Raw genomic sequence first — 21,375 nt, 5'->3', positions numbered from 1 at the left:
TAGGCCGGGACGATAGGGCGGACGCCCGCGAAGGCGTGAGGGTCCGCAGGCCCAAATCCAGGCCCGAATGACAGGCCCGGCGGCGGGCCCTGTCACGGGCCCGGCGACGGCCCGGTGCCCCGTACGCCGTCGTGGGCTAGCATGAGCCGCCCGCGAGAGGGAGAGGCCGATGCGACTCCAGGAAGTGGTGGGCCAGGTGCTCCCGCCGGTGTTCGTCCTCGCGGGCCTGGGCTTCGCCGCCTTCGGCGCGCACCTGATCCGCACCGGCCGGCGGCTCCGCGACCACGGCGTGCGCGTGCCGGGCACGGTCGTCCGGCTGCGCTGGGACAGCAACGACAGCGGCGGCGGCACCTTCTACCCGCTGCTGCGGTTCCGGACCGCGGACGGCGCCGCCGTCGAGACCGAGTCCGACGTCGGCACCAACCCGGCGCCCGCCCGCGAGGGGCAGCAGGTCACCGTGGTCTACGACCCCGAGAAGCCGCGGCGCGCCCGGATGGACACCATGCTCGGCCAGGGCGCCGCGCTCGGCGCGGTGATGGTCGCCTTCGGGCTCGTCGCGGCCGCCGTCGCCCTCGCGGTGACCGTCGTCGTCCTCTCGTCCTGAGCCGCCTCCGCCTCGTTTCCCGATCCGCCTCCGGCCTCTGCTTTCCGATCCGTTTCCGGCCTGCGGCAGGGCCCCCGGGGCAGGCCCCGGTCAGGGCCCCCATTTGAGCCCTGGGGCCCATGTGGACGCGCCTTTCTCCGGCTTTGATGGATCATGTCCGCTTGAGGCAGGAGTCGCGCGTGGCCCATCCGTCCTACTTCGCCACTGGCACCGGCGCCGACCTTCCGGTCCAGGGGCGTCTCGCGCGGGTGCTGCTGTGGATCCTCGGGGTCTCGACGCTGATCGGCTCCCTCTCGTGGTTCCTGAACGGCACCGACGGCGAGTCGCTCGGCTACACGCTCGCGGTCGCCTCCCCCGGCGTCGTCGCGATCGTGCTGGCCCGCCGCTTCCTGCGCGGCGGACGCACGGCCTGGTTCCTGATCGTCGCGCTCGCCGCGCTGTACGTGGTGTGGCAGGTCGGCCGCATCCTCGACGCCAACGCGTTCGGGCTCGTCGGCCTGCCGATGGCGGCCGTGTTCCTGGCGATGATGCTCCACCCGGCGACGCGCACCTACTTCAAGGAGGAACGCGTCCTCCCGGAACGGGAGAAGCGGAGCGGCGGGAGGGGCGACACGGGCGCCACCGCCCTGCAGTACGTCGCCGCGCTCGGCGTCGGCGCGCTGGTCCTGCTCGGGCTCCTCGTGATCATCCCCAACCAGGTCACCCCCGCGGTCGGCACCGTCATCTGCAAGATGTTCGGGGGCTCGGACTGCGGTGACGGCGACCCGCCCGTCGCGGGCTCCACCCCGACCACCACGCCGGGCACCGGCGCGCCGTCCGGGGCCCCCTCGGGAGCGCCGTCCGGGGAGCCGTCGACCAGCCCGGCGCCGCCGCCCCCGAGCACGCAGCCGCCTCCTCCCCAGGAGGAGCCCAAGGAGGAGCCCAAGAAGGACTGCGACTGGCGGTGCAAGCTGAAGGGCGGCTGGGACACGGTCGTCGACGCCGGCGGGGACGTCGTCGAGTTCGGCAAGGACGTGGGCAAGGGCATCTTCGGCGGCGTGAAGGACCTGCTCGTCGGGACCTGGACGAGCATCACCGACACCGCCTGCATCACGACCGGCGTCGGCTGCACCGAGGAGGAACGCGACAAGAAGATCCAGGACCTGGTGGACACCTGGAACGCGTTCAAGGACAACCCGATCACGTTCACCAAGGAGATCGCCGAGGCCGCGATCGCCAACTGCAAGGAGACGTTCACCGGGGACGAGAAGGGCGAGGCCTTCGGCCGCTGCGTGGTCGACGTCGCGGGCCTCATCGCCACCAGGAAGATCCCCATCAAGGTCCCCGGCAAGGGCGGGAACGACCGGGCCGACGGCGACGGCGAGCCTGACACGCGCAACGACAAGGACGGCGACGGCAAGCCCGACTGCGTCATCGCCGTTTCGCTCGGACCGCCCGGCGACCTCCCACCGGGCCCGCTCACGTTCGGCCGCATGGGCGCCGCCCCGGCGTTCGCGCTCCGGGCCGCGCCGTGCCCGATCACGCAGTCGGCCGACACCGCCGCCGGAGCCTCGCAACGCGCGTACGACGCGGCCGGGCGCGGCGACCTCAACGGCGCCCTCCAGGGGATCACGGAGGCGAACAACGCCATCGAAGCCGCGATCAAGGCCGCCGAGGACGCGGGGGTCAAGGATCCGCTGAAGCACCCCGACGTGATCCGGGCCAGGGAGGCCCGCGACCGCGCCAAGGACAAGTACAACGCCCAGCGGACCCCGGGGGTCGGGAACGCGCTGAACAACTGGCAGAGCCAGCGGTATCAGTTCGGCAACCAGCAGTTCCAGCTCGACAAGCCCGGTCTGCAGCACATCCTCGAACGGCACCACCCGAAGTACTGGAAGGGCGAGACGAAGGACAACCAGTCCTTCTTCGACAAGAACCAGTCGATCCCGGACGTCGAGGCCGCGATCAAGGCCGTCATGGACCAGAACCGCGACACGCTGATACGCAAGGGCACCAGGAGCATGTACCAGGTCACCGGTACCTACAATGGCAAGAGTTATACGCTCGGGGTCAACAACGGGCGTATCGGCCAGTTCTATCCCAACGTGTAGACGTGCGAGTGTGATGATCGAGATCAGGACCTATCTCGAGACCTCCGACGAGCGGCTCGTCGAGATCGGCTCCGCCACCGAGGCGCCGCCCGACGAGAACTACGTCGAGGGCGCGCTCGAGCTCACGGTCAACGGCGTCCGCATCATCGACGTCGCCATGGGCGACTACATCGACCAGCTGTGGTCGTACATCAGCGACATGGTGTCCGATCTCCTCGCCACCGGTTCGGCCGACACACGGTTTCCCGAGACGCCGACGACGTTGTCGTTCCAGCGCCAGGGGCACAACCGCGTCCTGGTCACCCTGGAGAAGCGCGGCGAACGCCGGGTCGCCTCGGCGGCGGAGGACGAACTGGTGGACGCCCTGCGCACGCACGGCGCCGAGTTCTTCGCCGTCATGACCAGGCTGCTGCCCCAGGCCCAGAAATCCCACGAGGCCGCGCTGTCCCGCCTGCTGGGCTGACCGCGCCGGCCCGGCACCCTCGCCGGCCGGCGTCCGTGGGTTCTCCGCCGGGCGCCTGGCTCAGCCGGCCGGGCAACTCCGGGGGTCGTCGCAGACGCGCAGCGCCGCCGACCGCCGGAACAGCTCGCGGATCTGCCGCGGGTCCCGGATCTGGTACGCGGCGCCGCCGGTCGCGCCGGAGACACGTTCCAGGGCCCCCAGGTCGACGCCCGGGCCGAACCCCATCCCGATCACCTGGACGGGCCGTGCGGGGTCGTACTCCTTCTTCAGCGCGGCCAGCAGCTCGCCCTCGCCGATCCCGCCCTCGAAGTCGTTCCGCCCGTCGGTGAGCACCAGCACGAAGTTGAGCATGTCGCCCCGGTATCCCGCCTTGACCGAGCGGAACGCGGCGAGCACGGAGTCGTAGAGGCCGGTGTCGCCGTCCGGTTTGGCGCGCATACCGCCCAGCGCCCGCTGGAGCGCCGCGCGCTGGGTGCCGTCGTCGCGGAGGCCGCCGAGCCTGCTGATCGCGGACAGCTCGCGGTACGGGAGCCGGCCGTTCATCCCGGTCGAGAACGACCACACGCCCACCTCGGCGTCGTCGGGCAGCAGGGCCATCCCCCCGCTGACCTCGCCGGCCGTCACCGCCATCCTCGTCCGGCCGCTGCCGGGCACCTGCTCGTTCATGGAGCCGGACACGTCGATGAGCGCCAGCATGCGGGTGCCGAGGTGCATCCGCTGCCACATCTCCAGCGCCTCGAAGAGCACCTCGGGCCTGGGCGCCGGAGCGGCCGCCGCGGTCCCGCCGAGGCCGGTCACCGCCGAGACGCCCGCCGCGGACCTGCCGTCCGCCGCCCGGAGCCCGACCTTGGCCAGCTCGGCCGCCCCCGCGGGCGAACCGACCGCCGCCAGGAAACGCCGCGCCTGCCCGTCCTTGCCCTTCCCGGTCATGACCAGCGGAAAGTCGAGCGGCGCGACCTGCTCGGCCGACGGCACGGCGGTCAGCGCGTCACCGGCCCGCAACCGCCGCCACAACGCCTGTTCCGGCACGGCCAGCACCGGCACCTTGCCGTTCTCGTCCGGCCGCAGCGAGGTCAGCCCGCTCTCCGGATCGGCGGCCACGTTCCCTCGCTCGCCGGGCTGCGCGCCGCGCAACATCCCGGCGAACCCGGCCTGTCCCTGCTCGCCCGCCCCCGCCGCGCCCCGCGCCGCCACCAACGTGATCATTCCGCTCGCGTCCCGCTGCGGATCGGTGAGCCGCAACGAGAACCGCGGGCTCCGCCACGCGAAGCTCCCCGCGTCTCCCCCGGTCCCCTTGGCCCGGACGAACGTCACGGGCGAACTCGCCACCCCCGCGAACCGCCGCGGGGGCACCGCCCCCGTCCTCGCCGCCGTCCGCGCCGCCACGTCCAGCCACAACGACGAATCCAGGATGACGGCATCGGCCCGCGCCGGAAGGACCGCGCTCCGGTCACCGCCCAGCGCCATCGCGGAGACCGCCGACGGCGCCGTGTTCACGATGACCGAGAGGCACGCGTCCTCGTCCTGGTTCACCCGCCCCGCCACCGCGGTGAGAGCGGGCGCCACCGCCGGATCCGCCATCACGCTCAACGACGCCTTCGCCTCGCATCCCGCCTCCCGCGAAGAGAACACCGCGAAGGAGCCCGCGACCACGATCAGCACCACAACGCTCACCAGCACGATCAACCCAGTAGGCCGCCCCCGCCCCCGGCTCGGCGACCCGGCACTCCCACCCGGCATGACAGGAGGCGGCCCTTGAACGACCACGCCCTCCCGCACCGGCACCAGAGCACCCGGCCCCAACGGCCCCGCCGCCTGCGACCCCGAAGCCTCCGGCACAGGCATAGGCGGCACAGACGGCTGCGCCATCGGCGCCTGCGCTCCACCAGCCCCCACCCCGGACGCCTGCGGCGCCGGCGGCGGAGGGGCCGGTGACTGCGGCGCCGATGGTGGCGGCGGCTGGGGAACAGGTGGCGGTGCGGGGGTGCCCGTCGGTGGTGGGGCCGTCGGTGGTGGGGCCACCGGCGTTGGCATGGGCTGGTCGGGAATGGCGGCGGGCGCGAAGGGCTGATCGGGGATGTCGAAGACGAACGGCGACTCTGGCGGCTCGTCTTCGCGTGGGGGCATGAACGCGATCAGCCGAATCTGCGGGCGAAGGTGAGGCCGCGGCCCGCGACCTGAGAGATCTTGACGACGTCGCCGGTCTGCGGTGCCTCGACCATCTGGCCGTCGCCGTAGAAGATCGCGACGTGGTGCGTCGGCCATGCCCCGAAGAAGAGCAGATCGCCGGCCTTGAGCGCGGTGAGCGGCACCGGCGTTCCGCGAGGATCGGCGACCTGGTTGCCGGTGTAATGCCCCAGTGCGATGCGTCCCCTCGACGCCTGGTAGACGGCGTACAGTGTCAGCCCGCTGCAGTCGAAGCCGATCCCGATACTGCCGTCGTGGCCACCGGGGGAACAGCAGATACCGCGTGAGGGCCCGTTGTAGTTGCCGCCGCCCCACCGGTAGGGGGTGCCTCTCCAGCAGAGCGCCCAGGCGACCACGGCGGCACCGAACTCCAGGTCCTCCGCGGGCTTGTCGCCGGTCTTGGCACACTCGTTCTGGACGACTCCACCGCCGGCGAACAGCCCGCCGTCGGGCATCCCGGTGTAGGAGACCGGGCTTTCCTTGTCCACCAGGCGGATCTTGAACAGCCGGGTGACCGCCGCGCGGTTCCCGTACGGGAAGGCCCTGACCTTCCGCCCGTCGGCCTCACAGGTGATCGACTCGACCTCGCCGACGCCTCCGGGGACCTCCGCGCCTTCGTCACCCTCAGGTATGGGGTCGTACGGCTTGTAGGTGATGACGCAGGTGGGCGGGATCATCTTGGCGACGGCATGGGCGGTGCCCACGCGTCCGATCCCGGTCTTGCCGGAGGTGTCGGTGCACAGGTTGCGCTTGTTGCGGAGGTCGTCCTTCTCCTTGTCGGTCAGCTCACGTTCCTTCTTGAGCTGACACTCCTTGCTCGCGACGTCGACCCGGGCATAGTCGCCGATCATGCCGCTGAGCCCGGCCTTGACCACCTTGGTCAGGTTCTCCTCGGCGTACGGCTTGGCGGCCGCGTCCACCGTCGTACCGGTCATCCAGTAGCCGGCGCCGGACGGGTCGTTGCCTCCGAGGACCATGCCGACGGCCGCGTCCCGGAGGGGCGCCAGGGCTCCCAGGGCGGCGGCGTCGGCGCCGGTCTGGGCTCGGAGGCGGAGATCGCTCGCGTGGGCGAGGCGTCCGAACGTGAGGACGCCGGCGGCCAGGAGCAGGGCCATGGCCATGACGAGACTCGACGTGGCCAGACCGGTGTCGCCTGACCCTCGCCTGCCGTACCTGAGCCGCAGCAGCATCCTTGCCCCTCGCAACAAGATCAGTCGGCTTCCACTGCGACCGTAGAGAATGGGAGATCCGTGGCGACAGGGCCTCCGGGCCCAATTACCTCACTGGGTCTCCCGCCACACGGCCCCGTCGGAGGCCGTCCGCCCCTCGAGCCGTTCGGAGAGGAAGTCGCTGAGGATCAGGCCGAGGGCGATGCCGAGCAGGGTCTCGATCAGGCGGAGGAGGAGGGCGAGCGCGGTATGGGCGGGGGGCACGTCGATGACGACTCCGGTGACGGCGGCGATCAGCGGGACCGGAGCGGCGGCGAGCAGCCGCCAGCGGAAGGCCGTCCGGTCCCTCTGGTACGCGCCGGCGGAGAACGCCATCAGGACGCAGAAGAGAAGCCAGGGAAGGTGGATTCGGTAGATCTCGGCGTACTCGTCGTCGGCCGCGGCGGAGCCCGCTTCCGGCGTGAGCGCCTTCATGGCGAGGAGCGCCAGGACCGCGATGATGACCGTCGCGAGCCAGGCTGACCACAGGGAGCGCATGCCCCCGCACCGTATGCCTGACGAGGGAGAATACCCAGGGTCCGGAGGCCCGCTGGGGGCCCAGCCGCAGGGCCCTGTTTCGGGCCTCTGCCTGGGCCCCTACCGGGCCCGGCCCGGCTTGCCTGTCGCGCTGACGGTGGCTACGGTCGGCCGCATGTCCTCGGTGGAGACCGGCCCCCAGCGTTCGCCGGGCGAACGGGTCGGCCGGTACAGGCTCGTGCGGATCCTCGGCGAGGGCGGCATGGGCACCGTCCATCTCGCGGTCGACGAGCACGGCCGGCGGGTGGCGCTCAAGCTCATCAAGCGCGAGCAGGCGCGGCGGGCGGACTACCGGGAACGGTTCCGGCGCGAGGTGCTCGCCGCCCGCGAGGTGCGCCCGTTCTGCACCGCCCCGGTCCTGGACGCCCAACTGGACGGCGAGCCGCTCTACGTGGTCACCGAGTACATCCAGGGGCCGACCCTCGGGCACGTCGTCAACCAGTACGGCCCGCTGACCGACTCCGACCTCGAAGGCCTGGCCGTGGGCGTGGCGACGGCGCTGGCCGCGATCCACGGCGCCGGCGTCGTCCACCGCGACCTCAAGCCGGACAACATCCTGCTCTCGCCGTTCGGCCCCCGGGTCATCGACTTCGGCATCGCCCGGCGGCTGGAGACCGACCGGCCGATGACGCAGACCGGCGACACCATGGGCACGCCGTCGTTCATGGCGCCCGAGGGCCTCGTCGGCGAGCCGATCACGCCCGCCGCCGACGTGTTCGCCTGGGGGTGCGTCGTCGCGTTCGCGGGGACCGGCCGCGATCCGTTCATGGGGCAGAACGTCGGCGAGGTGCTCTACAAGACCGTCTACGGGGAGCCGGACTTCACGGGCCTGGACGGCCGCCTGCGCGGTCTGGTCGAGCGGGCCACGGCGAAGGACGCCGCCGCGCGTCCGACCTCCGCCGAGTTGTTGCGCGAGCTCACCGGCCACAGCGACGCCGGGGAGGTCGCGCCCTCGGTCGGCAGGATCGGCGGGACGCTTCCCGACGTGCCCACGGCTCCCACGCCCCGGGGTCCGTCCGACGGCCGCACGCGGCTGCTCAGGGCCGGGAAGGGCCGCCTCGTCCGGACGGCGGCCGTCGCCGGGGCGCTGGCGGTCGCGGCCGCCGCGGCCGTGCTCGCCGTCGCCCTCTGGCCGCAGGGCGGCGGGACGGTCCTGACGGACGACTTCTCCGACCCGTCGTCCGGCTGGAAAACGGGGAGCGGCAACAACGAGTACGAGAGGTACGAGGGCGGCGCCTTCGTCATCTCGCAGTACGGCCCCGGCTTCCACCAGGTGCAGGAGGCCCCCGCGACGAAGCCGCCCGACGACGTGAAGGTCACGGTGACCGCCCGCGTCGGCTCCGACAACCCGGCGGACGAGGCGGGCGTGTTCTGCCGTGGTTCCGGGCAGCGCCGCTACGACGTGCTCCTCAGGCATGACGGGCTGGTGCGCGTCCGGAAGGGCGACGCGACGTCCGGGCGGGAGCTCGCCAAGTCGGCCGCTCCGGTCGCGCGGGGCGCCGCGCCGTCCGCCCGGATCTCCGCGGTCTGCACGGCGTCGGGCGACGGCGTACGGATCGAGGCGTGGGCGAACGACGTGAAGGTCGCCGAGGTCACCGACCGGGCCGACCCGCTGCCCGCGGGCACGGTGGGGATCGTCGCCGGGAGGGAGGGGCGCAGCCCCTACCAGCCGCGCACGCTGGCCGGCTTCGACGACTTCAGCGTCGCCCGAGCCTGAGCCGCGCTAGAGGCGCCGCACCGCCACGGTGATGCCGCCCTCCAGGTCGGTGACCCGGAACGCGGCGAACTGCGATCTCCGGAAGGCGATCGACGTCCCGCCGCCCGGCGCTTCGGCGATGAGCTCGCCGCCCGGGGCGCGCCGCAGCACGAGAACGTCGGCGGAGTCCAGATCACTGAACCCCTGGTCCGTCCGGCCGGCGTCGGCCGGCTCGGGGTGCGCCCGCGCCGCCATCCGGTTGCCCGCGCCGTCGGAGTCCCGGACCACAGCGCCGCCCCCGTCGGCCGTGGCCTTCCACACGGTCGCGGGCATCCACGACGACCAGTAGGAGAACGCGACGAAGCCGGCGGCGGCGGTCACGACGACGACCCAGGCGCCGCGCGGGAGCGGGTGGCTGTGGCGGCGCGCGAGCTCCGGCACCGCGGTCGCGGCGCCGAGGACGGCGGCGGCGGTGAGGCACAGGTGCAGCGGCGCCAGGGTGCGCGCGGCGAGCTCGCCGCCCAGTCCTGCGGCGAGGTAGGCCGCCGCCTGGAAGGCCAGGAAGCCACCGCAGAGGACCAGCAGGCGCACGGCCCACCACGTCCGGGATCTCCCGTACCAGAGCAGCGCCGCGAGCCCGGCGGCCTGCACCGGCCCGAACGGGGGGAGGCCCGGATCGGACGAGTAGCCGGGCGCGACGAGGAACGCGGCGACGCCGCCGTCCACGATCGACGCGAGCAGCGAGGGCAGGTACCAGCAGCTCACCAGCACGGCCACCGCTCCGGCGCGCGCCGCCCGGCCGGGGCGCCATCGGCGCCACGCGAGGACGGCCGCGCCCGGAGCCGCGAAGACGAGCAGGGCGGGGGACGTCAGGCACACCACTCCGGCGGCGAGCCCGGTCAGCGCCCAGTGCGGACGGCGACGCCCCGCGACGGCCAGCGGCACGAGGATCGCCACGGCGACCGCTTCGTGGGCTCGGGCGGGGTCGCCGAGCGAGAGCAGCCCCAGCGCGCTGATGGCCAGGGCCTGCGGCGCGGGAACGAGCCGGGCCCACAACACGAACGCGACCAGGATCGACGCCGAGATCGCCACCGCCTGCCCCGCGCCGACCAGGTCCCCGGCCGGTCGTCCGGACAGCGCGGCGGCCTTGCCGATCAGGAACGGCAGCAGCGGCGGGCCGCCGTCTCCCCCGGTCCAGGCCTCCCGGAAATGCGCGGCCATCGCCCACAGCCGGCCGCCGTCGCCCGGCGCGCCGTCGTACCCGCCCCGGCCTCCGGACAGCGCGGTGCCCAGCACCAGCACCGGGTAGGCGGCCACCACGCCGGCGGCGACACCGGACAGGAGCGGCCCGCGTACACGTACGGCGGTGAGCGCCAGTGCCGCCGCGACCACGAACGCCACGGCCAGCGGCAGGTCGGCCTCGCGCTGGACGAACGGGTCGGGGTCCGCGGCGTTCACGAGCAGGAACGCCAGCGGCACCGTCACCACGGCCGTCGCGGCGGCCCAGACGCCGGGCGACGGGCGGCCACCGCCCGGGTCCACCGGCTCGGACCGCGCCGGCTCGGACCGCGGCGGCTCGGCCGGCGTGGACTGCGGCTCGGACGGCGGCTCGGACGGCGGCTCGGACGGCGGCTCGGACTGCGGCGGCGGTGAGGTCCGGCCGGCCTCGGAGGTCGTCATCGATCAGTCCGGGGTGGCCTGGATGTCGAGGCTGAGCGCGTGGACCAGCATGTTGATGCCGACCAGGAACGGGCCGACCGCCAGCAGCACGCTGCCCGCGCTCGCGGTCGCCTCGCCGAGGCTGTGCAGCGAGACCCACACCCCGACGATCGATCCGATCGTGCACAGGAAGAGCCCGGTGAACAACATGAGCGCGATGGGCGAGAACGAGGGCACCACGTACTTGCGCATCATCCGCCGCCAGAAGCCGACGAACAGCAGCCCGGAGATCTCGGGGATCACCCGGTGCAGCCGCATGCCCGAGACCTCCTCGCCGTAGACGCCCGGGATCGGCACGTCCTTGGCCCTGACCCCGGCGATGTTCAGCCAGATCAGCAGGTCGTTCTCGAACGAGTAGCGCGCGGCGAGGCGGTCCAGGTCGATCCGGGCCAGCGCGTCCCGCGTGATCGCCGTGTAGCCGTTCTGCGGGTCGAAGAGGTTCCAGTAGCCGCTGGCCAGCTTGGTGACGAACGAGAGCATGGTGCTGCCCACGAGCCTGCTGAGCGGCATCCCGGCCAGCCCGGCCCGCCCGAAGAACCGGTTGGCCTTGGTGAAGCCGTACCCGTCGTCGGCGATGGGGTCGAGCAGCGCCACGAGGTACTCCGGGTCCATCTGCGCGTCCCCGGCCATGATCGCGTTCACGTCGGCGCCCAGCTCCAGGGCCTTGCGGTGCCCGTCGACGATCGCGCCGCCCACCCCGGTGTTGCGCTCGTGCCGGAGCAGCACGACGCGGGCGTCGCGCATCTCTTCCACGCGCTCGGCGGTCTCGTCGGTGGAGGCGTCGTCGACGACGATGACGTGGTCGACGAACGCGGGCACGCCGACGATCGTCTTGCCGATCAGCTCCTGCTCGTTGTGGGCCGGGACGACGACCGCGACGGCCAATCCCTTATACATGGATCTCCTCTCGCGTCGCCTCGGCGTGGACGCGCAGCGCCAGCTCCAGTGCCGCCAGTCCGTCCTCCCCGGACACGACCGGGGTGCTCCGCGTGCCGACGCACTCCACGAAGTGACGCAGCTCGTGCGCCAGCGGTTCACCCGGCGCGCTGAGGTAGGGAATCTCGATGACGCTGCTCTGCCGGTAGCGCGGCCCGTCCTCGTCCACGAACTCGGCGTGCTGCAGGCGGTGGACGGTGACCTGGCGGAGCAGCAGGTCCGCGACGACGACGTTGTCCCGCTGCGTGAGCTCGATCTGCCGCTGCTTGGCCTGGCTCACCTGGCTGGCGGTCAGCGTGGCGGTGACGCCGTCGGCGAAGCCGAGCATGACGGTGGCGAAGTCCTCGGTCTGGGAGCAGACCCGCCGGGTGAGGGCGTGCACCCGGACCGGCTCGCTCCGGGTCAGCATCCGGAGCAGGTCCAGGTCGTGGATCATGAGGTCGAGGATGACGTCGGCGTCGGCCCGGGGGCCGTACGGCCCGACGCGGCGGACGTCGACGTGGATGAGGCCGTCGACCAGCCTGGGCAGCTCGACCACGGCGGGGTTGAAACGCTCGACGTGCCCGATCATCAGGATCCGGCCGGCCGCGGCGGCAGCGGCGATCAGCCGCTTCGCGTCCTCCGGGGTGGTGGCGATCGGCTTCTCGACCAGGACGTCGAGACCGGCGCCGAGCAGTTCCGTCCCGATCCGCGCGTGCAGCTCGCTGGGGGCGGCGACGACCGCGGCGTCGGCCCGGCCCACCACGTCGCCGTAGTCCGGCGTGTACTCGGCGCCGGCGCTCGCCGCGAGCCGGCCGCCGCGCTCGGCGTCCGGGTCGGCGACCATGACCAGCTCGACGCCCGGCAGTCCCGCCGCCACGCGCGCGTGGTGGGCGCCCATGATCCCGGCGCCGACGAGCGCGAGCCTAAGCACCGAGGGCCTCCCGCACCGTGCCGACGATCCAGCGCAGGTCGGCGTCGTCCAGCCCGGGATGGACGGGGAGCGACAACACCTGCCGCGCCAACTCCCTGGCCCGGGGGACGGCGTCCGCCCGTACGCGCGGGTGCTCGCGGTAACAGTCGTGGTCGAACATCACCCGCGGGTAGTAGACGCCGTGCCCGACCCCGGCCCGGGTCAGCGCGTCCGCCAGCCCGTCCCGCGTGACCGCGGCGCCGGCGGTGACCCGCACCGTGTACTGGTGCCAGGCGTGCGTGCCGTCCGCGGGCTCGGCCGGCAGGACCAGGCCGGGCACGTCCGCGAGGCCGGCGGTCAGGACGCGCGCGTTGGCCGCGCGGGCGGCGGTGATCTGCGGGATCCGCGCGATCTGCGGCACGGCCACGGCCGCCTGGAGGTCGGTGAGCCGCCAGTTGTACCCGACCGTCTCGTATTCGTACCGGTGCCGCATGCCCTGGTTGCGCAGCAGCCGCAGCCGGTCGGCGACGCCCGCGTCCGCGGTGGTGACCAGCCCGCCCTCGCCGCAGGTGACGTTCTTGGTCCCGTACAGCGAGAAGGCCCCGACGCCGAAGGAGCCCGCTGCGCGCCCCCGCAGGGACGCGCCGTGCGCCTGCGCGGCGTCCTCGACCAGCGCGAGCCCGTGCCGCTCGGCCAGCGCGGTCAGCTCCGTCATCGCGGCGGGCCGCCCGTACAGGTGCACGGGGAGGAGCGCGGCCGTCCGCGGGCCGGCCAGGGCCGCCGCCGACTCCGGATCGATCGTGCCGTCGGGCCGGACGTCGGCGAACCGCGCGACGGCCCCGACCTCCAGGATCGCGTTCAGCGTGGCGTTGAAGCTGAACGCGGTGGTCACGACCTCGTCCCCCGGACCGACGCCGAGCGACCGCAGCGCGGCCGTCAGCGCGACGGTGCCGTTGCTCACCGCCACGGCGTGCGGCACTCCGACGACGTCCGCGAACGCGCGTTCCAGGCGGTCGACCATCGGCCCCTGCGCGAGCATCCCGGAGCGCATCACCTCCAGGACGAGGCGTTCGGCCTCCTCACCGAGGCGCACCGCCGCGATCGGTACCCGCCGCGCGGCCGGTGGGAGATTCGCGCTCGTGCTGTGGGACATCACACCCCTCAGGGGATATGCCGGATTCGCTGCTGACCATGCTTAGCACCCGGCCGCCGCCCGCCGGGAGAGCCCGGCGGGCAATCAAGGCCCTGGTGGGCACCGGATTAGGTCCACGGGCCCGGGGGGCCCGGCGGCTCAGAGGACGTAGGCGACGGGCAGGTCCGAGACCAGGGTCCGCGGCCGGTCGGTCACCGTGCCGTCCGCCCGGATCGTGAGGTCGCGGCGCTGGAGCTCCCGGCCCTTGACCACGTAGGCGGCGGCCGTGAAGCCGCCGCCCTTCGCCACCGCGGCGGGGGGCTTGATCACGGACCGGTACTCGCCGACGATGGCGTCCCGGCGGGCGGCGGTCTCGCCGGTGATCCCGGGCCGGAACTTGATCTGGTCGACGCCGTCGACCTGGTACGAGCCGGTGCCGCCGGGCCGGACGGTCTGCAGGTAGAGGCCGGCCACCTGCGTGGCGGTGGCGGCGTCCCCGACCTTCACCCCGGCCGCCTTGACGACCTTGTCGAACGCCTCGGCGTCGCCGGTGAGCAGGACCGTCTCGGCCCCGTGCAGGGCGACGTGGAACATCACCGGGTGCGACCCCTGCCGGTAGTCGACCCGCAGGACGCGCCAGTCGTTGAGGAACGGGGCGGGCAGCGGGGTGAGCCTGCTGCCGCCCGCGGTGACGACCTTCGCCTCGGAAGCCCGGCCGTCGCGCGCCAGCCCGGCGCTCACCGCCGTGCGGACCGGTTCGTCGGGACGCGAGGACGGCGTCTTGGGCACATCGGCCTCCGGTGAGCCGCCGGAGCACCCGGCGAGAAGGAACGCCGCGGCGACCAGGGCCGGCATGACCGTCCGGCGCCGGCGCGGCCGGCGGTCAGCAGAAGATCCAGAGGAAACAGTCATTGGCGTCTTCCCATTGGTCACCGTAGTAGTCAGAGTAGGGCTTCTGGTCGGTGGAGGTGATCACTTCACCGTTCTGGAACGCCTGCCGCACCCGGTCCGTGCCGGCCCGCTGGCCCAGCTCGCGTTCCTGCTCCGGAGTCAGCGGCGGGCGCTGGTTCCGTGCGCGCGCCGCGTTCTCGTCGCGGATGGCCTTGTCGTAGGCGTCCTGGTACTCGCCCTGGAGGAGGGTGTCGGGGACCTGGCCGGGTCCGCGCGCCCGCTGCAGCTGCTGGTTGTTCAGGATGGCCTCGACGGTGCCCTCGGTCTCCTCGTCGATGGAGCGCCGGACGAACTCGTCCTTCTCCATGTCGTCGGCGTCGGGGAAGTCGGGGCTCTGCGCGTGGTTCACCTCGTGGACGAACGTGTTGGCCCGTTCTTCCGGTGACTGGTTGGTGTCGATGTAGAAGGTGTTCTCGCCGCTGCTGTAGTAGGAGCCGCCGCCGGCCCGGTAGACGACGCGGACGCCGTTCTCGCGGACCCATCTCAGCGCGTCCCGGCCCAGCTGGGTCTCGCCGAGCACCGCCTCGGTCTCTTCCTGGTCCGAGGGCTGCCGCGTGGGCGAGGGGGACGGGGTGGGCTGCTGCTGCACCGTCGACTTGGTGGGCGGCGCGCCGCCCTGCGTCGAGGGCGGCGTGCCGGTCGTCTGACCGGTCGTGGGCGGCGCGGCCGGTGCCTGGCACCCCGCGTTGAACATGCCGCAGATGGCGCTGCGGACCTTGGGCTCGACCGTGCCGGAAGCCGTCATGGCGAGCACGCCGATGATGAGCGCCCCCACCATGAGGAGTGCGCCGTATTCGACGACGCTCGCCCCCCGGTCGCGAGCGACGCCCCCGTTGAGCGTCCGGTCAGTACGCATACGAGGACCGTAAGAATGCCGGCCGCCCGATCCCAGGGCCCAGGAACTCTAAGCCGGTCCCAAGCGTGATGTGCCTGCCAGGCCCGGTGATGGGCCCACGGACCCTACCCGCTCCGGCTCCTTCGTCCTAGATTCGACGGTACGAGGGCCGGGGATCGGAGGTGTCGGGTGACGCTCTCCATCGTCATTCCGTGTTACGACGAAGAGGCCTCGGTCGGTCCCCTTTTCCGCTCCCTCCGCGAGGAGACGGCGACCATCGACGAGGGCGTCGAATTCGTCTTCGTCGATGACGGCAGCACCGATGCCACGCTGGCCGAGCTCGGCGCCCTGGCGGAGTTGGACGAGCGCGTCAGGTACATCTCCTTCAGCCGCAACTTCGGCAAGGAGGCGGCCATGCTCGCCGGGCTGCGCCACGCCGAGGGCGACGCGGTGGTCATCATGGACGCCGACCTCCAGCACCCCCCGGAGCTCATCCACCGGCTCCACGCGCTGCACCGGCAGGGATTCGACCAGGTCGTGGCCCAGCGCGACCGCAACGGCGAACGGGCGGCCCGCACCGTGGCGGCGACGGCGTTCTACTGGCTCGTCAACAGATGGGTGGACGTGCAGCTCACGAACGGGGCGGGCGACTTCCGCCTGCTGTCCCGGCGGGCGGTCGACGCCGTGCTGGACATGCCGGAGCGCAACCGTTTCTCCAAGGGCCTCTTCTCCTGGATGGGCTTCGAGACGGCCATTATCGAGTACCGCAACTCGGGCCGGGCCTCCGGGCGCAGCAAATGGACGCTGCGGAAACTCGGGAACTACGCGATGGACGGCGCCATCTCGTTCAACAACAAACCGCTGAGGTTGGCGATCTACTCGGGGGCGGCGCTCTCGCTGGTGGCGGTTCTCTATATGTTCTGGATCATTTTCCAGGCGGCCGTCAACGGCGTCGACAGCCCCGGCTACGTCACGATCATCACCGCGATCGTGGGCTTCGGCGGAATTCAGATGACCATTCTGGGCATCATCGGCGAATACGTGGGGCGCATCTACTACGAGACCAAGCAGCGCCCGCACTACCTGGTGAAGGCCACGTCGTTCGCGCCGGGCGGCCGGGCCGAGCCCGCCGCGGCGCCCGTCCGCGGCACCGGTGACCGCATCGGATGAGGCACGAGGCGAAGGCCGCCGCGGCGCTGGCGGCGTCGGCGACGCTCGCGGTCTTCACGCTCGCGGGCGTCCTGCGCGGCACGGTCCCGTTCGGCGCCGCCTCCCGCGGCACCGACGACCTCGGCCGGCAGTTCGGCCCCATGCACGCGCACCTCGCCGACCTGGTCCGCGGGCGCGGGCACGGCGACCTGTTCTTCAACTGGAACAGCGGCATGGGGGTGCCGTTCCTCGGGGACTACCAGGTCTATCTCGCCAGCCCCCTCGCGCCGCTCGTCGCGCTCTTCCCCGACGACCGCCTCGACCTGGCGCTGTTCGTCCTCACGGCGGTCAAGATGGCGGCGGCCGCGGTCGCGATGACGGTCTACCTGAGGACCCTCGGACGGGGGCACTGGTGGCTGCTCGCCCTCTTCGGCGCCGCCTACGGCCTCTCCGGCTGGGCCGTGGACGACGCGGCGTACGTGCCGCAGTGGCTCGACTCGCTGATCTTCCTGCCGTTGATGTGCCTGGCCGGCGAATGGGTCCTCCAACGCCGCAGGCCGGTCCTGTGCGTCCTCGTCTTCGCGCTCGCCTGGCAGGCCAACTTCTACACGGGGTACATGGCGACGCTCGGCGCGTCCGCCATCTTCCTGGCCCGCCTCCTCACGCTCGATCCCCGGCCGCGGCCGAAGGCGCTCGCCGCCCTCTGCGTCCGCTACGCCCTGGTCGTCGGCTGCGCGGTCGCCCTGGTGGCGCCGCTCCTGTACCCCACCTTCCTCGCCGCCCGGAACGCGCCGGCCACGACGGGCCACGCCTTCGACGCCTCGCCGCTGGTCTTCCTCGCGCGCCTGCTGCCCGCCTCCGAAGGCGCGGGGACGAGCCCGAGCCTGTACGTGAGCACGGCCGTTCTCCTGGCGGTGCTCGTCTTCCCGCTGCACCGCGCGGTGCCCCGGCGGTCGCGGATCGTGTGGAGCCTCCTGCTCGTCCTCGTCGCGCTCTCCTACCAGCAGCCCGGCCAGTACGTGTGGAACGGCTTCGACTCGCCGGACGGGAGCCCGTACCGCCCGGCGTTCACGCTCTGCGCGGCGCTGGTCGTCGTCGGCTGGACGAGCGTCGTCCACGGCCCTCCGGGACGCGAGGCGACGCTCGCGGCCCTCGCCGTCCTCTCCCTCCTGTGCCTCCTGGCCGTGGTGAGCCCGATCTCCTCGCCGCACGCGCCGCTCCTGCTGCTCGTCAGCGCGCTGGCCGCCGGCGCGGTGGTGCTGGCGGTGATCCGGCGCGGGCCGCGCCCGGCCGTGGTCGTCGCCTGCCTCCTCCTCGCGGGCGTCACGGTCGCCGAGGAGACGGCCACCGCCGTCTTCGTCGACGAACGCAGGTCCGGCCGTTTCTCCCTCACCCCCGCGTGGGGGCCGGAGCACGACGCCCGCGTCCGCGCGATCCGGGCCGCCGACGCCTTCCCGGCCCATCGCACCGGCCCCGGCACTCCCGCGATCAGCGCCAACGATCCGATGTTGCTGCGCGGTCAGGGCGCCGGGTACTACAGCAGCGTGCTCCCCGTGGGCACGTCCCGGACGCTGATCGGCCTCGGTTTCCCGTACGACCTCTGGGGCCGGTGGATCAAGCCCTCCGACAACCCCGTGCTGGACGCCGTCTTCGCGGTGCGGGGCGCCCCTGGCCGGAGCTCCCCGGGGCGGGCCGCCCCTCCCCTGGTGACCGTGCATCCGGCTCCCGCGGCCCCCGCGCCGGGCGCGTCCCCGTTCCAGGTCCAGGAGGCGGTGCTGGGCTCGAAGGTCTACGTGCATCCAGAGGTGCGCTGGACCCGTACCGGTGAACGCGACGAGGCCGAGGTGACCTGTCCCGCCGGCGGCACGGTCGCCGCGTGGACGCCCAAACCCCCCGCCGGCGACTACCGGGACCGCAGCGGCCCCGGTCTGGTCGCCTACGGCACCGTGCCCGCGTCCGGCACCCTGAAGATCACCCGGGCGGCCGGGCCGGCTCCCCTCGTCGGCTGCGTCGACCCCGCGAGGTTGTCCGCCGCGATCGTGCGCCTGCGCGCGCAGGGCGCCACCCGGGTCGTCGCCCGCGGCCACAGCGTCGAGGCGGACCTGCCGCCCGGCGGTCAGGGCGTCGCCGTCGTGTCGGTGCCGCTGGTCGAGGGCTGGCGCTGCGCGGCCGGTGACGGGCGTTCGCGCCCTCCCGTCAGCCACGGCGGGCTCGTCGCGGTCCCCGTCGACGCGTCCACCGGCCGGATCCGCTGCTCCTACGAACCTCCCGGGCTCCGTCCGGGCCTGCTCGCCGGCGGGCTCGGCCTCCTCGCCACCCTGGTCCTCGGCGTCACGGCGTCCGGACGGCACCGCCGGATCAGCGTGCTCCGACGAACACCCACTTCCGATAGGCCAGGTAGTTCAGGACCGTGAGCGCGGCCGTCGCGACGGTCTTGGCGATGAGGTACTGCACGCCCAGCGCGGCCAGGCCCGAGACGACCACCACGGTCAGCACGGTGTTGAGGGCGACCAGCAGCAGGTAGAGGACCAGTTGCCGCCCCACGTGCCCTTCGCTCTCGAACGCCCAGACCCGGTTGAGCCCGAAGTTGACGACGAAGGCGAGCAGGAACGCCAGCGTCGTGGCGACCGGCAGCCAGATGTGGAGCAGGCCGTGCGCGACGTACAGGGCGCCGAAGTCCACCGCGAAGCTCAGCCCGCCGATGATCAGGTAGCGCGGAAAGCTGTGGGACAACACGCGCCGCAAGGCCACCTCGATCACGCTTCCTCACGCTACCGGCCGCGCCCCCGGCGGGCGGAGGGCCCCCGGACCCAAGCCGGCGGCCTGGCTTGGGGCCCGAAATGAGCCCCGGGGCCCGGGCCGCGCCGCCCCGATCCCAGTTGGATGAGACCATGCCGTCCGAACAGGCCGCAGCGCCCACCCGCGACGACCCGGACTCGAGCGGGCCGGACACGAGCGGGCCGGACGTGAGCGGGCCGGACGTGAGCGGGCCGGACACGAGCGGGCCGGACACGAGCGGGCCGGACACGAGCGGGCCGGACACGAGCGGGCGTGAGACGGGCGGGCCGGACGTGACGGCGGGCGTCGGCGACCTGGCGGGCACGACCGGGCCCCCGGCGTGGCGTCCCGCCCTCGCGGCGTTGCTGGCGTGGGCGGCCCTGCTGCCGGTCGCCTTCCTGGCGCCCGGATGGCTCGCGCTGGACCCGTTCGACTCCGGGGACGCCGGGATGCGGGTGACCGTGTGCCTGGCCGCCGCGCTCGTGCTCGGCGTCGCCGCGATCCGGTGGCGCGGGCCGGTCATGGTGGGCATCGTCGCGGGCCTGTTCGCCTCGTACGTGACGTTCGCCCTGCGCGCCTCGCTGGCCGGCACGCCGTTCGGCTTCGGCGGCGTGCACGGGGACACCGGGCGCATCACCGCGATGGCGGTGCGGTACACGCGGACGTGGGCGACCAACGACGGCATCGTGGGGACGCCCTCCGAGTACCCGCCGCTGTTCCCGTACGTCGTCGGCAAGTGCGCCGTCCTGCTCGACGTCCCCGCCTGGCGGCTGTTCGGGCCCGCCGAGACCCTGCTCGTCCCGGCCGCGCTCGTCATCGGCTTCATGCTCTGGACGCGGCTGGTCCCTCCGGTGGCGGCGCTGACGATCACCGTGGGGCAGCTGGTCGTCTTCGGCCTGCCGAACAAGCCGCACGAGGTCCTGGCGCTGGCGGTCTTCGTGCCCCTCGTCCTGATGACGATCGCGCGGCCGCCGCGGGGACGGCCGCACTGGCTGCTCGCCGGCCTGCTCGCCAGCCTGCTGTGCCTGACCTACCACGCCTGGGTGGTCTTCTCGGCGCCCGGCCTGGTCGCGCTGGCCTGGTGGACGTGGCGGCACGAGACCGGGAGACGCGCCTACCTGCTCTACCTGGCGAAGATGGCCGCCGTCATGGTGCTCGCGACCGCCTGGTACACCGTCCCCTACGTCGGAGCGCTGCTCGACGGCGGGCAGCAGGTCGGCGACTTCTACCAGAGCGCGCGGATCTCGGAGAACCCGTTCCCGTTCCTGGAGGCCGGCCTCACCGGCCTCGTGGAACTCGCCGGGCTCGCCGGGCTGCTCTGGTACGCGCGGACCCGATGGTGGGCCGTGCCGCTCCTGGCGATCGTGGCCGGATGTTACGGCTACCGGGTGCTCGGCATGGTCCGCTATGTGGCCACCGGGCACAGCGGGCTCTTCTACTACACGCTGCCGCTGATCGAGATGTGCCTGATCGTCGGCGCGGTGCTGAGCACGGCCGAGATCGTGCCGGCGCTCGCGCGCCGCATGCGGCGGCCCTACGCCGTCGGCTCGGGCGTGGTAGCGGTGGCCGCGCTGCTCCTGCTGACCGGGATCGGGTACGGCCTGGCCTGGACGCCGCCCGCCAGGAACGCCGCCGGCGAGGTCGGCTCCGACCCGCGGGGGGCGTCCCGGGGGCTGACGGCGCTCGCCCACTACCAGCCGCTCCCGGACGGCAGCGGCCCCCGCTCACGTCCGCGCACGGGCGACCCGCGGGCCATGGCGGAGAGCGTGGGGATCGTGGACTGGAACGTGCTTCCCGTCGACGCGATCGAGCGCCTCGCCGAGAGCGTGCGGCCGGCCGACCCCCGTCCCCGCGTCGTCTCCTACGACGAGCAGATCTACGCGTTCCTCCCCTGGCGGGGGTTCATCGGCGTGGACCGCACCGGCGCCCAGGCCCCCACCCGCTGGGACGAGCGGCACGCCGAACTCGCCAGGCTCTCCCAGATCACCGACCCGGCCGCCTTCGCGGCCGCCGGCCGGGACACCGCGTTCGGCTCGATCGACGTCTTCGTGCTGCGCCGCGAGGGCGACGCGCTCGTCTGGAAGGGCCTCCGCGTCCCCGAGACGATCCGCTTCCACCCGTCCCAGTTCGCCTCGCCGGCGTTCGTCGTCGCCCAGTCCGACGCCCGCACCTTCACGGCCGTCCGCCGCCCGTGACGC

Annotated in this window: 17 protein-coding genes; 7 read left to right on the top strand and 10 right to left on the bottom strand. The window is 73.1% G+C overall.

What is annotated here, in order from left to right; translation table 11 throughout:
• Window positions 1-169: 169 nt before the first annotated feature.
• The 3 genes from ABZ810_RS22710 to ABZ810_RS22700 all read left to right on the top strand — a co-directional run bounded on the left by ABZ810_RS22710 (window position 170) and on the right by ABZ810_RS22700 (window position 3,157).
• The gene (locus ABZ810_RS22710) at window positions 170-604 is read left to right on the top strand and encodes a DUF3592 domain-containing protein (protein ID WP_358406093.1); all 435 of its coding nucleotides are present in this window, start codon (window positions 170-172) and stop codon (window positions 602-604) included.
• Window positions 605-783: 179 nt separating this feature from the next.
• The gene (locus tag ABZ810_RS22705) at window positions 784-2,694 is read left to right on the top strand and encodes a hypothetical protein (protein WP_358406091.1); all 1,911 of its coding nucleotides are present in this window, start codon (window positions 784-786) and stop codon (window positions 2,692-2,694) included.
• 13 nt (window positions 2,695-2,707) lie between these two features.
• Window positions 2,708-3,157, top strand: a complete 450-nt coding sequence (locus tag ABZ810_RS22700; protein WP_358406089.1) for a hypothetical protein — start codon at window positions 2,708-2,710, stop codon at window positions 3,155-3,157.
• Between the two features lie 60 nt (window positions 3,158-3,217).
• Here the strand turns inward: ABZ810_RS22700 and ABZ810_RS22695 are convergent, their stop codons facing one another.
• The 3 genes from ABZ810_RS22695 to ABZ810_RS22685 all read right to left on the bottom strand — a co-directional run bounded on the left by ABZ810_RS22695 (window position 3,218) and on the right by ABZ810_RS22685 (window position 7,050).
• A complete protein-coding gene (locus ABZ810_RS22695; protein WP_358406087.1) occupies window positions 3,218-4,831 on the bottom strand; it encodes a substrate-binding domain-containing protein in 1,614 nt (537 codons plus the stop codon).
• 461 nt (window positions 4,832-5,292) lie between these two features.
• The gene (locus tag ABZ810_RS22690) at window positions 5,293-6,534 is read right to left on the bottom strand and encodes a C40 family peptidase (protein ID WP_358406085.1); all 1,242 of its coding nucleotides are present in this window, start codon (window positions 6,532-6,534) and stop codon (window positions 5,293-5,295) included.
• 90 nt (window positions 6,535-6,624) lie between these two features.
• Window positions 6,625-7,050, bottom strand: coding sequence for a hypothetical protein (locus ABZ810_RS22685; protein WP_358406082.1), 426 nt, complete (start codon window positions 7,048-7,050; stop codon window positions 6,625-6,627).
• Between the two features lie 154 nt (window positions 7,051-7,204).
• Here ABZ810_RS22685 and ABZ810_RS22680 point away from each other — a divergent pair, with 154 nt between their 5' ends.
• Complete coding sequence (locus ABZ810_RS22680; RefSeq protein WP_358406081.1) at window positions 7,205-8,806, top strand: serine/threonine-protein kinase; 1,602 nt, start codon at window positions 7,205-7,207, stop codon at window positions 8,804-8,806.
• A 6-nt stretch (window positions 8,807-8,812) separates the two neighbouring features.
• Here the strand turns inward: ABZ810_RS22680 and ABZ810_RS22675 are convergent, their stop codons facing one another.
• The 6 genes from ABZ810_RS22675 to ABZ810_RS22650 all read right to left on the bottom strand — a co-directional run bounded on the left by ABZ810_RS22675 (window position 8,813) and on the right by ABZ810_RS22650 (window position 15,271).
• The gene (locus ABZ810_RS22675; protein ID WP_358406080.1) at window positions 8,813-10,465 is read right to left on the bottom strand and encodes a hypothetical protein; all 1,653 of its coding nucleotides are present in this window, start codon (window positions 10,463-10,465) and stop codon (window positions 8,813-8,815) included.
• A 3-nt stretch (window positions 10,466-10,468) separates the two neighbouring features.
• Window positions 10,469-11,401 carry a glycosyltransferase family 2 protein gene (locus ABZ810_RS22670; RefSeq protein WP_358406078.1) on the bottom strand — a complete coding sequence of 311 codons (933 nt, stop codon included), beginning with the start codon at window positions 11,399-11,401 and terminating at the stop codon, window positions 10,469-10,471.
• Window positions 11,394-12,353, bottom strand: a complete 960-nt coding sequence (locus ABZ810_RS22665; RefSeq protein ID WP_358406077.1) for a Gfo/Idh/MocA family oxidoreductase — start codon at window positions 12,351-12,353, stop codon at window positions 11,394-11,396. Before ABZ810_RS22665 ends, ABZ810_RS22670 begins: the two co-directional genes overlap by 8 nt.
• On the bottom strand, window positions 12,346-13,485 hold the full coding sequence (locus tag ABZ810_RS22660; RefSeq protein ID WP_358406076.1) for a DegT/DnrJ/EryC1/StrS family aminotransferase: 1,140 nt from the start codon (window positions 13,483-13,485) through the stop codon (window positions 12,346-12,348). The genes ABZ810_RS22665 and ABZ810_RS22660 overlap by 8 nt, the downstream gene beginning before the upstream one ends.
• 138 nt (window positions 13,486-13,623) lie before the next feature.
• Window positions 13,624-14,319, bottom strand: a complete 696-nt coding sequence (locus tag ABZ810_RS22655; protein ID WP_358406073.1) for a hypothetical protein — start codon at window positions 14,317-14,319, stop codon at window positions 13,624-13,626.
• Between the two features lie 28 nt (window positions 14,320-14,347).
• Window positions 14,348-15,271: a hypothetical protein gene (locus ABZ810_RS22650; protein ID WP_358406071.1), complete on the bottom strand. Its 924-nt coding sequence runs from the start codon at window positions 15,269-15,271 to the stop codon at window positions 14,348-14,350.
• A 168-nt stretch (window positions 15,272-15,439) separates the two neighbouring features.
• Between ABZ810_RS22650 and ABZ810_RS22645 the strand changes: the two genes are divergently transcribed.
• Complete coding sequence (locus ABZ810_RS22645; protein WP_358406069.1) at window positions 15,440-16,420, top strand: glycosyltransferase family 2 protein; 981 nt, start codon at window positions 15,440-15,442, stop codon at window positions 16,418-16,420.
• A complete protein-coding gene (locus tag ABZ810_RS22640) occupies window positions 16,417-18,813 on the top strand; it encodes a YfhO family protein (RefSeq protein ID WP_358406067.1) in 2,397 nt (798 codons plus the stop codon). The genes ABZ810_RS22645 and ABZ810_RS22640 overlap by 4 nt, the downstream gene beginning before the upstream one ends.
• On the opposite strand, the gene ABZ810_RS22635 is transcribed toward ABZ810_RS22640, so the two are convergent.
• Window positions 18,758-19,159: a GtrA family protein gene (locus ABZ810_RS22635; protein WP_358406064.1), complete on the bottom strand. Its 402-nt coding sequence runs from the start codon at window positions 19,157-19,159 to the stop codon at window positions 18,758-18,760. The two genes, ABZ810_RS22640 and ABZ810_RS22635, sit on opposite strands and share 56 nt — an antisense overlap.
• A 131-nt stretch (window positions 19,160-19,290) precedes the next feature.
• Here ABZ810_RS22635 and ABZ810_RS22630 point away from each other — a divergent pair, with 131 nt between their 5' ends.
• Window positions 19,291-21,372 (top strand): arabinofuranosyltransferase, encoded by a 2,082-nt coding sequence (locus tag ABZ810_RS22630; RefSeq protein WP_358406062.1) that lies wholly within the window; start codon window positions 19,291-19,293, stop codon window positions 21,370-21,372.
• Window positions 21,373-21,375 lie beyond the last annotated feature (3 nt).

Origin of the sequence: Spirillospora sp. NPDC047279 (assembly GCF_040643285.1) — a bacterium.
Classification (GTDB): Bacteria; Actinomycetota; Actinomycetes; order Streptosporangiales; family Streptosporangiaceae; genus Spirillospora.
This window is presented reverse-complemented; position numbering and strand designations above follow the sequence as displayed.